The following is a 12,074-nucleotide window of genomic DNA, read 5'->3' on the forward strand; positions in this document are numbered from 1 at the left end:
GTGGTTAAAAAATGGCTCTAAAATATATGGTGGGGTATCAGTAATTTTCTGATGTAACAATATTTGTCATCTCAAGGCAAAAAGCACACCTTTATGATCATCTAGTTCAATGAATGTTAAACAAATGACGTTTGGATTTTTTCAAAACGTCAATCACTTATCAAATGCTTTTTGGTGATCAAAGCAATAGATTTGACCTTTGAATTTCTGATTAGATAGACAATATGCTTTGACTTTTGCCGATACAGGTTTATGGCAAATTTTACATTTTGCTCCCTCTTCTTTTGATTCTTTATTCTCCTTCTTCAATGAGTCTACATGTTGCTTTCTTATAGTTGGATCAGTGATATTTGCTTGTTCTATTTGAGCATAAACCTGTAGGATTTCACTATCTGTTAAAAACGGCTCTTTATATTGATGCTTGTTAATAGATACTTTTCTGGCAATATAATCTGATAATTCAACGTCATAAACTAGTAATTCGTTGGAAGCAATTTTTCTTAACTCTGTATCATTTAATTTGAAGGTACAGCGTTTTGTAAAAGATACCATTGATATAAAAAATGGATGATATTTTTCATCAACGAATGCTTTCAATGCTTGTATATGACCGTAATTTTGCTTAAATGGATTCATCATTTTAAATTTACCATTTACCGACCATACTTTTCTGTCTTTTCCACCATAAACTGTCCCTTGATAGTTTTTCGTTTCTATTACAAAAATTCCATATGGTGATATCATGATATGATCAATCTGAGAATAACCAGTTTTGCCTTTTGTATTCGTAACCATGACATCTTTGATATGTTTATAGTTCTTTGGAAGTTGATCTAATTGGATATTTATTTTATATTCGCCAACTTCACCTTTGCGATTGGCAACATGTTCGCTATTTATCTTTTTTGAAGCTGTAGTTTTTTTAGTAGATTGAACACTCTTTTTTTCTGTATCATTTTTTTTACTACTGAATAAATTTGATAAAAACCCCATGTTATTCTCCCATTCTTGTTGATTTTTATCATAATCTTATCATGTACCAAACACTATTACTAGTAACTATTTCCTAATTATAATGATGCATTAATAATTCGTTTCACTCACCCATTAAACTTTTCTTTTCAGTAACCCTGGCTGGAGCAGAGCTTGGATTATTAAAATGTGGGTATCTTATCATACCTACTCCTTAAAAAATGAAGTAAATGATCCGATAAATAAAGAGATACCCTTGGGTAATCACTTTTTGTTTATGATCCCTTGAAGCAAGAGAACTGACTGACCCCACTATACATATTACAAAGCTTTAACAAACAAGATGATAATTGATAGACAATTATTCATTCATAACTGGAAAAGTTCGCAATATGCTGCATAATTCAGGGAAATAAATAGGGATATTTTCATCAAAGGAGAATGTACATGAAGAAATATGACATTAACATTGTAAATGACAAAAATACAATTGAAATTGAAGTGCGTGGCAGTTTTGAAGAGGAAGATGTTCAAAATTTTGTACGGGATTATCAAAGCGCTGTATCCGCAGTAAATGTTGAAGACTTCACCTTAGAAGTTGATTGTACAAATATGGATATTTTACGGCAGGAAATGATCCCACAACTGGAAAACTCTTTTAAAATGTATAAAGAGTCTGGCTTTAATATCGTACAATTTAATACGAAATCCAATGCAATCTTAAAGTTACAACTCCATCGTCTTGCACGAAATGTTGGAATGAAAAACGCGAAAATTGTTGAAGTTTAAATAAATGGGGCCAGTTGTGGGGAAAGCACTTTCGTTTGTTTTTCCTTTTTTTGCGAGAATATATATATCAGTTATCGCTTATATTTTTCACTATCATAATGAGATAAAGGGGAGACTCAACTAGAATGAGCAGTATAAAAATTAGAGACGTAGAAATCTACCATCCTGAAAAAGTAGTAAACAATGACTATTACATCCAACATTTTAAAGAGAAAAAAGATATCTCCCACTTCTTAGAGGTAATGGGTAGAGAAAATCGATATGTTATTGATAACGAAGAAGAAAATGGATTAACAATGGGGATTGATGCGAGTAAAAAGGTTCTTAAAAAAGCCAATCTAACCGGAGAAGATATCGACATGATTGTATTTACAACGCAGGTACCGGAAACGACATTCCCTACAAACGCGACGTATGTACATGATGCAATCGATGCTAATCATGACACCATTATCTTTGATACAAATGCCAATTGCGCTGGTATGACAGTTGCCGTTGAACAGGCTTCCTACTACATGAAAGCGAACCCTTATGTAAGTAAGGCCTTAATAATAGGATCTGATTACAACACCCTCGTCAGTAACCCTGAAGAGGAAATTACTTATGCGTGTTACGGAGATGCCGCTGCAGCAGTTATCTTAGAAAAGACCGAGGAAGAAGATACTGGTTTCATCGATTCGATTTATTTCACCGATTCGATTAACCGTGATATGATCAGATTCCCGAAAGAGGGTTTAACGAAAAGTATTTTAGAAAATAAAAGTGTTTCTTCTATTAGTTGGCTGCCATTCGATGGTGGCATTGCCTTACCACCGACCTATGAAATGTTCAACAAAATTTTAGAGCGTAATCATTTAACCACCAAAGATATCAAAGCTTACTGCTTATCTCAGTTTGCTTTAAGCAATATACTTAAGATCCAGGACCACTATACTCTTCAGGATGAACAGCTCATTTATGTTGGGGATCGTTTTGGTTACACTGGAACAAGTAGTCCTTTTATTGCTTTACATGAAGGGGTTGAAACAGGGCGTATCCAGCGAGGGGATTACATTCTTTTTTGGACAATTGGGTCAGGTTATGAATTAGTTGCTACCTTATTTAAATATTAAGTCGTTTTCTAAAAAAGCCAATTGGTAAAAAGAGCCACCAATATAGTAAGTTGGGGGAGGGAATAACCTCCTCTTTTCTATGTTCAAATACTTGTCTGCATTCTCATTTCTACAAAATAGAGTACCCAAAGAACATGCATAGCTTACCGTGCTATCGTCTTTGGATACTCCCGTTTACTTTATATTAGCAAATTCGACAATGTTTTCTTACTTTAACACTGATTACAGTTTAAAACGACGTACTAGGCCGTTTAATTCTTCCGCAAGTTTGGATAACTCCTCAGAACTGGACGCAACTTCCTGCATGGTACTACTTGTTTGTTGTGATGCTGAGGCTGTTTCTTCAACACCTGCTGCAGCTTCTTCAGATACAGACGCAATTTCTTCAATAGATGAATTCATATTTTTGCTTGTTTGGGACATCTTAACCAGATTTTCCGTTATAAATCCAATACTTGAGGCCATTTCATCGATCGCTATACTGATTGTTTCAAACGTATATTCCGTAGATTGAATTTGGTTTGCACCTTTTTCTACCTCACTATACCCATCTTGCAGTGATTCGACCACGTTTGAGGATTCAGACTGAATACTACCTACAATTCCCGTTATTTCGGTTACCGAATTAGAAACCTGCTCAGCCAATTTTCGAACTTCATCGGCTACTACTGCAAATCCTTCACCATGCTCTCCTGCTCTGGCCGCTTCAATGGCAGCATTTAAGGCTAACAGATTCGTCTGATCAGCTATATCCTTAATAACGGTGACTAATTTTGAAATTTGATTCGATTGTTCGTCTAAGCCTTTCACTTTTTCTACTGCTTGTTCAACAATCTCGTGAATAGATTGTATTTGACCGACTGACTTGTTCATCAGCTGTCTTCCATCGTTTGTCATTTGCAATACTTGTTTCGAAGCATCATAAATGAGTTCACCATCTTCGTTTGCTTCGTCTACTTTAGTAGAGAAGTTCGTGGCATTGTCTGCTAACTCACTGGCATTGTTTGCTTGTGTTTCAGAGCCTGAAGCAATTTCTTCCATGGTCGAAGAAATTTTTTCTGTTCCACTCATGACTTCATTGGCTGATTGAGTCAGCTCTTCACTGTGGCTTGAAACAGTCTCTGATACCGAGTTGATTTTACCTAGAAGTTCCCTCATATTATGATTCATATCATTTGTCGCTAAGACAAGGTCGCCGATTTCATCTTTTGTTTTCGGTTCTAAGTCTTCACCGGTTAAATCCCCGTCTGCTATATCCTTCATGCGCCCTATGACTGTTTTAAGCTGTCTCATCATACTTTGAGAAAAGGTAATAGCAATCGCCATTCCTACAATCACAGCTAAAATTGTGATGACTAAACTGATATTGTTGTTCACACTGCTTGTATTGATAATTTCATCTCCATCTTCATGGATAAGCCCTTCCCGTTCACTTGCCCGTTCTTGAAAAGCGTTAATTAATTCATCCGAGAGAGGCTGTACCTCTGTGCGCATGATTTGCATGGCTTTCTCTTTGTTGCCATTATCATATGCCGTAAAAACCTGATCAGTTAGCTTTCCCCATTCAACTTTTTTGTCAATAAGCTTTTGTACTTTTTCAGAGTCACTAAGCTCGACTAGTTCATTTTCCAATGCAATACTTTTATCAACACCAGCTTCAAATTTGTCTCTTAATTCCTTATCTTCATATAGTAAAAATCCTCTTATAAGGTTTGTTCTTTGGGACATATTCAAAGCGATTTGTTCATCTTTAATTAATAGGTTTAATTGCTTTTCAGTTAAATCTTCCATCTTATCCGTTGTATTCTTATTAAAACTAATGGTCGTGATTCCTAATACTAATACGAGTAAAATAATAGCTGCAAATGCTGTTATCATTTTGGTTCTAACGCTTTTAAAGTTAAAAATTCTCATTGATGCACCTCTTTAGTTTTCTTATTTGATATAGTTGTATGGTTCGTATTTCTTATAGAGTTCAATTTTTGTAATCTAATCATATGTATGTATGCCTATGTGCTTCATAGATTCAGATTCAAATATCACCTCACATTACATGATAAACAAGCCTTTATTAATCAATTAGACATGAATCGCCAACTTACCACAATATATGTATCGACTTGTATGGCATAAAATTAAATATATATCCAAAATTCACATCTGGATGTACGCATTTCCTTTATATTAAAGGTATAGAAAAGAACGGATGAAAACAGCCATGAGAAGAAGTCATATCTTCCCATGGCTGTTAACCGACCTAATCCAGGTGTTCACATTCACGTTGTGCATTCAATCATGAAAGGTATGTAAGAATCTAACCTCGTTTACTTATGTTCAGAAATCTGATATTGATGATTATTTAAAATGAAGTACGGACCATATCGTCTAATTGATACTTGATATAATTTTTGCTTCTCCTGTGTGACGACCTTTAGGTAAGAATAAGTGAGTCTCTCTCAACTTACCAAAGCTACTTTTGAACGCGGTCTAGTAAATTGAAACCACTGAAAACAAAGGATAAAGATTAAAATAGCATCCACCGCATCACCACCGTAATACATTAGCATTGCCCCTATCTCAGCCTGTTCTTGAGAAACACCAACAGGCGGGTTTGCAAAGATATATTTAGCTAGGATTCCATGTCCTGCTAAAGCAATAACTAACACAATAGATCGATAAATGAAGCCTCTTCGGTGCGAGGTAGGATCTATGTAAATAATAGAGGTAGTAAATAGGTAGCCTGCGAAAAAAACGTGGATGTTAACAAACAAATGTACAACAAAATTTTGCTGCATGATTAGATATAAGTCTGTTGTGTATAATACCCAAAGTCCACCCACATTAAGAAATGTTGCAAACGTAGGGTCAGTTATCAAACGAAATAGTTTCCTTCTTAATAATTTTGAAATTTGACGAGCAATGCTAACTTGTACCGTTCTTAGTATCAATGTTACTGGTGCAGCCAATGCTAATAGGAGTGGTGCTAACATGCCTAGTAGAATATGCGCAATCATATGGGCACTAAAGTTGTGATGGGCTTCTTGAGCTAACGGGCCAATCATTGTGATTGCTAAGAAAGCAATCCCACAAAACCAGAAGAAGTATCGACGTAACGGCCAGGGTTTATGTTTTTTACTAGATAAAATACCAGCAAAAAGATATGTGAATAGCAGTAATACGAATGGAAACGCAAGAAAAAGTTGTACGTTCATATCAATAAGTATAAGATTCATTTGCTTCTCTTTCCTCCATTATGATAAACGGTGCTACCAACAAGATATGAACCGAAAACAAGTAGAATAATCGCAATCAAATTCCAAAATAAGTCGTACACCCAAACGTTTTCTACGTATCGAATTTGATGAACGCGCATTAGTTTGTGGTGAATAATACCATCATATAACTGAAAGAATCCATATCCAACAAGTACAAAGCCCCACCATTTTTTCATCACGAATTCTCGCCGTCTACGAAGATCTGCAAATAAAAACAGTCCTCCAATGGTAGCAAACCAACTAAATGCATGAAATATGCCATCTGAAATTAATCCCACTGTCGTTGTTGACTTATCATAGAAGTGATGCCATCCCAATAATTGATGAAATACAGCTTCATCAATAAAAGCCGCAAATCCGATACCAAATAGAAAACCAGACCAAAAGTTACGATTCTTATAGGAAAGATTTTTGAGATTCTTTGTTATCATAATCCGAAACACCTTCTTTTTTGAATTCAACCACCTATTTCTCTGTTTATCCTATTTTCAAATAATTTATCCATATTTTCATTAATATAAAGATATAGTCCTTATAATCTTTATCCCTGGAGCCAGTTAAGTATACTTTGCTGTGATAGGCAGCATATGCCATAATTTGCTCTTTCGTCGCACCATCACTACGCATGTTGTAGTATACACTGTCTGAGTCTAGTTCATTAGCAGCATAAGCTTCTTCCATATATTGAATCGATTGATAGATATCACTATCTTTGGCTGGATGTTCGCTGGCAGGTAAACCGAATGTAGACCAGGAGATGGTAATATTAGAACCACCATTTTCGGTATCAATGAGTCCATCTGATGCAACCGAGAATTGACAGTGATCAATCCATACGTTGTTGGCACCATTCACTTTAATAAAAGTCCAACCTACTTCTTTATGTCTCCCTGTGTCATCCCATTGCCAATGAATAGTAGTGGTTACATTATTTGATTATGTGGGAGAAAACAAAAAACACAGCAACTGTTGGTCATAGGATAGAATCACCTATATTTATACAATAATGAATTGAAAAAATATAATAAATATTTTAAAATGTACTTGATTTCTAATTTATTCTATTAATGTTATAATTTAACATCTTGAAGAATAGCGTGGGAGGTTAATTATTGGTGGCTTTAAATAATGTGCAATTAGTCTTTATTAGTTGGTTTTATACCTTCAAAAATCAAATGGAAGCAAGATATTAAGATGTCGTGGACAACAAATTTATTATCTGGGTTATCGTATTAATAGCAGTCACCGGAGGAATAGGATACGCTTATTACTGTACAAGTAAAGGATACACTTTCTCGGGACATGTTAAATGGAACTGGCCTAAGGTTTGGGATATTGGTATTGGTTGTAAACTTAATTAGGAACGATTAAAAATAAGTTATTCTCCAAGATTGTAAAATTAAAAAAAGTTAGGATTGAAAAAATGATCAAAATATTTCAACTGAAGAAGTCATATGAAGATAATACAGTTTTAAATGATTTGAATATGACCTTTAATTCTAATGGAGTTGATATTATAGTTGGTATAAATGGTTCTGGCAAGACAACTCTTTTGAATTGCATATCTGATATAACACCTTTTGAGAGTGGTACATAGAAATTGATTCGGTTAGTAGAAAAGAAAAAGAAGCTAAACTAAAAATGTATTATATTCCATCCGATTTTTACTTGCCGGAATACTTATCAGGAAAAGAGTATGCTGAATTTGTATTTTCAAGATATGAAGAAACGGATCGTAGATTCTTCGACTTTTTGATCGGATTATATCATTTAAAATCTTCATTAAATAAAAAGATAAGTGATTATTCCTATGGTATGAAGAAAAAGTTACAAATCGCTACTTCTTTAGCGTTGAATATTAACTATATTTTGGCGGATGAAATATTCAATGGTTTAGATTATGAAAGTTTTTTACTAACTGAATATTTAATAAATAAATTTTCAGCAAACCGGAAATTTATTTTAATATCACATAACATGGATTATATTAATCGTAATACACAAGCGAATGTATATTTGATGAGCAATGGGCAAATGGATTTGATAAAGGACATTAATAAAATCGAGGAAATAGTAATTAATATTGGGGAATTAAAAAACTATTATGAAGAGATTGACGGATTCTTACGTAATTACAAAGATATTAATGAATGAAGTTTTCAATAACATTTTATCAAATAATATCTTTAATAAAAAAAGAAATAAGTGCATTTTATTCATTATACTGACCATCGTGTATATATCCTATTACATACTGAATATCTCTCAATTGAATCAAATATTCATTAGTGAAGACCAGAGTAGTAACTTCATGAAAAATAATCTTTTTTCAAGTTTAACTAACGTCATCATAATAATATCTGGTTTCATATACTTAATTGTGACCATCACTTTTTCTTTGACTAATAGAATGCATTATCAATTAAAAATACTTCCTTTTGAAAATGGAAGTATTTGGATGGGGAGTATTTTCTTTAAATTAATCCTTAGTTATGGTTCATTTTTGATTATTTTCGCTATCATCGTACCTCTTTTGAAACTTTTTTACTTTTCTCTAGCTCTCAGCTTGCTCGTTTTCTTATATTGTCAGTTATTATTTTTTTGCAGTCTATCATTCTTTTATTTTATGTTCTATGTCATAAGTAAAAAAATGGAGTTGACGTACTTTAATATTAACAACGGTCTGTTAGTCATATTACTTTTCTTTTATTTATTTGTTTTACGATTTCGGATAGATCAAAAATTTCAGGAAATGAATGTGATCATCGATATACCATTCATGCTTCTTTTAATAATTACACTCATCTTATTCACTATTGTATTTTCGTTAGCGATCTATTATTCGAACATAAAAAGTGAGGGTATTTACAGCTCCAGTGAATTTTATTTATTTAAAATACCTATAAAAATGGATCACTTGTCACTTATATTTTTAGGTATAATCAGAAATAAACTTACCCTAAAGCTAACAGGGATAGTTATTGTATTCTTTGCATTGTCCTTATTTGACACCAAAGATTTTTTAACTGCACTAACGACACTGGCTTTTATTTATCCAATTATATCATTTACAGGAATAAGGTATTATAGCACAACGATGTCATACAGGAAAATGAATCCTTTTTTCGGCATCACTCCTATGAAAGAAACGTTTATTACATTGTTCATTAACGTCATCATAAATGCTCCATTAATATTTACTGCTATACTACTGTCTGGTGACTACGTAAAGACTACCTATTATGGATTTATAATATTTGAATCGGCATTGATCATGAGTATTATCTTTCCTAAAAACAAGAGTTCTGTCAACGAATTCTCAGCATCGATACTATGCGCTGTGCTAGCTATAAGCTTATACTTGATTTCTAATAGTTTTCTTATATTCTCGCTTATCTTTCTTTTGATGACTTCTGTAAAATACTACTTAATAAAAAGGAGCTTTTACGATGAAATTAACTAAATTTGTATTTATCGGAACAATCATATATCTACTTCTCTTTCTAATAGATTATTTGGTTACATTATTTTCAATAGATAAATCAGGGGTGTATAAATCGAAATTAGGCTTAGAGATCGATATGACGATGAATGAAGAAGAATTGTTCACGACTTTTTCTCTGACTCCTCAAGTCCTGATTACTTATTTTACATGGATAATTATTGTATGCTTAGGCTTCTTTATGATTCAGAAATTAAGGAATAGAGGAGCTCAGTAGCGAATGGAAAACATTATTATCCTATTAAGGGAGTTTATTTTACTTTATGTTCTTTTATTGAGTGTATTATTAATCCATGAATTGATTCATTTTATCTTTATAAAGGTTTATGGGAAACAGATTAAGTTTTTAAAGTTAATTTATTCGGTGGTAAAATTTCATATTTCAACGATCATAAATATATAGAAATTTTAATTATCTCGGCCGCTCCTAACATTATTCTTCCTATCATCGGCTTTTTAATTTTATATTTGGATATAGGTATATACATAAATGTATTTGCTGTTATGTGCATGATAAATCTAATCAATTTAATCCCTTTCACTTCGGATGGTTCCGCCATTTTATATAGCTTTTTGAAAATGATAGAATGAATATGATGACATCAAGAGGACTCGCCAATGAATTACGGTTTTATTTCCACCGGGAACTGCCCTATCATAAGGGCAATTTTGATGTGTAATTCTAGAGAATAAGCCAGATGCATTCTAGTTACTTATCTCTAGAGTAGGTAGGTCAGACACTTTATTGCATCTAATAGAGTGATGCTCACCTAATTTAAAGGTGAGTCCCACTCTTTAAGGGGGTGCCCCCTAGCCCTACTTGATTTAACAGATTATAATCGAATAGTTACACGTCCCCAATGCTTAAAAGTTATAAGGATGAGATGAAATATAAATTGTAAAATAAAAAACTTGTATGCATGAGTTGGTTTATAATATAATGAATGTAAACGATAAGTTGGGGAGGACATTGAAGTGAATGTAAAGCGATTACATGAAGTGGAAGTGACAACAAATGTGGGAGAGGTTCCCGAATTACCTACAAGCGTCACAGCTGAGTTGGAAGGAGACGTAAGGGCTACGTTTAATGTTTCCTGGAATGCAATTGATCCATCAAAGCTAGACCAGCCTGGGACATTTGAAATTACAGGAAATGTTCAACATAAGCATTATCCAAAACCTTTTATAGAACAACGAGCAGATCCATATTTATATAAACATTCGGATGGGTATTATTATTTCACAGGATCGTATCCGCTATATGACCGTGTGGTATTACGCCGTGCTAAGTCACTTGATGAACTACCACAAGCCGAAGAAAAAGTGATTTGGTGGAAACATGAATCAGGCATTATGTCCGAGCATATTTGGGCACCTGAAATTCACTACATTAATGGAAAATGGTACATTCATGTAGCAGCTGGGGATAAGGATGATATTTGGGCGATTCGTCCGTATGTCTTGGAATGTGAGGCGGATAACCCATTAGAAGGTGAATGGGTAGAGAAAGGACAAGTCAACACAGATTTTCAAAGCTTCTCTCTTGATGCGACAACGTTTGAACATCAAGGAAAGCGGTATCTCGTATGGGCGCAAAAAGTCGATAATGATACGATTTCCAACTTGTATATCGGTGAAATGGAAAATCCGTGGACGATCAAAAATCAAATTTTGCTATCGACGCCGGAATATGATTGGGAACGAATTGGTTTTGATGTCAATGAAGGGCCGGCCATGATCAAAAGTGACCAACGCATATTTATTGCATTTTCTGCGAGTGCGACGGATGAAAACTATGCGGTAGGGCTGCTGCATGCAGATATCAATAGTGATTTGCTAGATCCAAATGCTTGGACGAAAGAGAAAGAGCCCGTTTTTGTATCAAGTGACGAAACGAGCGAATATGGTCCTGGGCATAATAGTTTTAGTGTCGATGAAGAAGGAAACGATTTGCTCATCTATCATGCTCGTCCATATAAAGGCTTTAATACAGAGAATCCATTATATGATCATAATCGTCATGCACGCATTCAGCGATTGTTCTGGACAAATGATGGGAAGCCGTATTTCGGTAAGCCCGGTGACACGATTGATTTCTCCAATCATCCAGCAAAAGCGATTATACGCGTGAAATAAAAAGTGAATTGGTGCGTCTAAAAGCTACCTATTGCAAATAATAAAAATGACTATCAAAATGAAAGTTAGTTTGGTAGTCATTTTTTGTCTTTATACGACTTTCAAGTATCTCTTGTACTTATTGTATCAGGAATCTATTTAAAAAGTTGTTCCATCATCTCGGTAATGAAGACAGAAAACCGGATGAAAATCGAGAAAAAGTGCCGTCATTCCGGTGATGAAGACAGAAAACCGGATGAAAATCGAGAAAAAATGCCGTCATTCCGGTGATGAAGACAGAAAACCGGA

10 protein-coding genes and 1 pseudogene are annotated in these 12,074 nt (G+C 34.1%); 5 read left to right on the forward strand and 6 right to left on the reverse strand.

Annotated elements, in window-relative coordinates; genetic code table 11:
* Positions 1 to 153 precede the first annotated feature (153 nt).
* Positions 154 to 993 (reverse strand): nuclease-related domain-containing protein, encoded by an 840-nt coding sequence (locus J416_RS01705; RefSeq protein WP_003463455.1) that lies wholly within the window; start codon positions 991 to 993, stop codon positions 154 to 156.
* Positions 994 to 1,419: 426 nt separating this feature from the next.
* Between J416_RS01705 and J416_RS01710 the strand changes: the two genes are divergently transcribed.
* Together J416_RS01710 and J416_RS01715 are read left to right on the forward strand one after the other, a co-directional pair.
* Entirely contained in the window at positions 1,420 to 1,761 is a 342-nt protein-coding gene (locus tag J416_RS01710) for a hypothetical protein (protein WP_003463456.1), read from the forward strand.
* 125 nt (positions 1,762 to 1,886) lie between these two features.
* Positions 1,887 to 2,873 carry a 3-oxoacyl-[acyl-carrier-protein] synthase III C-terminal domain-containing protein gene (locus J416_RS01715; RefSeq protein WP_003463457.1) on the forward strand — a complete coding sequence of 329 codons (987 nt, stop codon included), beginning with the start codon at positions 1,887 to 1,889 and terminating at the stop codon, positions 2,871 to 2,873.
* Between the two features lie 222 nt (positions 2,874 to 3,095).
* Here the strand turns inward: J416_RS01715 and J416_RS16635 are convergent, their stop codons facing one another.
* The 5 genes and pseudogenes from J416_RS16635 to J416_RS01735 form a co-directional block, all read right to left on the reverse strand.
* Complete coding sequence (locus J416_RS16635; RefSeq protein ID WP_420805421.1) at positions 3,096 to 3,770, reverse strand: methyl-accepting chemotaxis protein; 675 nt, start codon at positions 3,768 to 3,770, stop codon at positions 3,096 to 3,098.
* Between the two features lie 285 nt (positions 3,771 to 4,055).
* Positions 4,056 to 4,787: pseudogene (locus J416_RS16640) on the reverse strand (MCP four helix bundle domain-containing protein); the annotation flags it as partial.
* Positions 4,788 to 5,329: 542 nt separating this feature from the next.
* Positions 5,330 to 6,106 carry a cytochrome c oxidase assembly protein gene (locus J416_RS01725; protein ID WP_003463461.1) on the reverse strand — a complete coding sequence of 259 codons (777 nt, stop codon included), beginning with the start codon at positions 6,104 to 6,106 and terminating at the stop codon, positions 5,330 to 5,332.
* Positions 6,103 to 6,579 (reverse strand): DUF2243 domain-containing protein, encoded by a 477-nt coding sequence (locus J416_RS01730; RefSeq protein ID WP_003463464.1) that lies wholly within the window; start codon positions 6,577 to 6,579, stop codon positions 6,103 to 6,105. The genes J416_RS01725 and J416_RS01730 overlap by 4 nt, the downstream gene beginning before the upstream one ends.
* 46 nt (positions 6,580 to 6,625) lie before the next feature.
* Complete coding sequence (locus J416_RS01735; RefSeq protein ID WP_003463466.1) at positions 6,626 to 7,003, reverse strand: hypothetical protein; 378 nt, start codon at positions 7,001 to 7,003, stop codon at positions 6,626 to 6,628.
* Between the two features lie 568 nt (positions 7,004 to 7,571).
* Here J416_RS01735 and J416_RS16645 point away from each other — a divergent pair.
* The 3 genes from J416_RS16645 to J416_RS01760 all read left to right on the forward strand — a co-directional run bounded on the left by J416_RS16645 (position 7,572) and on the right by J416_RS01760 (position 11,786).
* Positions 7,572 to 7,745 (forward strand): ATP-binding cassette domain-containing protein, encoded by a 174-nt coding sequence (locus J416_RS16645; protein WP_003463467.1) that lies wholly within the window; start codon positions 7,572 to 7,574, stop codon positions 7,743 to 7,745.
* A gap of 44 nt (positions 7,746 to 7,789) precedes the next feature.
* Positions 7,790 to 8,302 carry an ATP-binding cassette domain-containing protein gene (locus tag J416_RS01740; RefSeq protein ID WP_003463468.1) on the forward strand — a complete coding sequence of 171 codons (513 nt, stop codon included), beginning with the start codon at positions 7,790 to 7,792 and terminating at the stop codon, positions 8,300 to 8,302.
* A 2,323-nt stretch (positions 8,303 to 10,625) separates the two neighbouring features.
* On the forward strand, positions 10,626 to 11,786 hold the full coding sequence (locus J416_RS01760; RefSeq protein ID WP_003463478.1) for a family 43 glycosylhydrolase: 1,161 nt from the start codon (positions 10,626 to 10,628) through the stop codon (positions 11,784 to 11,786).
* The last annotated feature ends 288 nt before the right edge of the window (positions 11,787 to 12,074 follow it).

Origin of the sequence: Gracilibacillus halophilus YIM-C55.5 (genome assembly GCF_000359605.1) — a bacterium.
GTDB lineage: Bacteria > Bacillota > Bacilli > Bacillales > Amphibacillaceae > Gracilibacillus > Gracilibacillus halophilus.

What these genes read in the sequence shown, in the direction of transcription:
- J416_RS01705 (WP_003463455.1), bottom strand. Translation starts at nt 993, where the DNA reads ATGGGGTTTTTATCAAATTTATTCAGTAGTAAAAAAAATGATACAGAA.
- J416_RS01710 (WP_003463456.1), top strand. Translation starts at nt 1,420, where the DNA reads ATGAAGAAATATGACATTAACATTGTAAATGACAAAAATACAATTGAA.
- J416_RS01715 (WP_003463457.1), top strand. Translation starts at nt 1,887, where the DNA reads ATGAGCAGTATAAAAATTAGAGACGTAGAAATCTACCATCCTGAAAAA.
- J416_RS16635 (WP_420805421.1), bottom strand. Translation starts at nt 3,770, where the DNA reads ATGACAAACGATGGAAGACAGCTGATGAACAAGTCAGTCGGTCAAATA.
- J416_RS01725 (WP_003463461.1), bottom strand. Translation starts at nt 6,106, where the DNA reads ATGAATCTTATACTTATTGATATGAACGTACAACTTTTTCTTGCGTTT.
- J416_RS01730 (WP_003463464.1), bottom strand. Translation starts at nt 6,579, where the DNA reads ATGATAACAAAGAATCTCAAAAATCTTTCCTATAAGAATCGTAACTTT.
- J416_RS16645 (WP_003463467.1), top strand. Translation starts at nt 7,572, where the DNA reads ATGATCAAAATATTTCAACTGAAGAAGTCATATGAAGATAATACAGTT.
- J416_RS01740 (WP_003463468.1), top strand. Translation starts at nt 7,790, where the DNA reads ATGTATTATATTCCATCCGATTTTTACTTGCCGGAATACTTATCAGGA.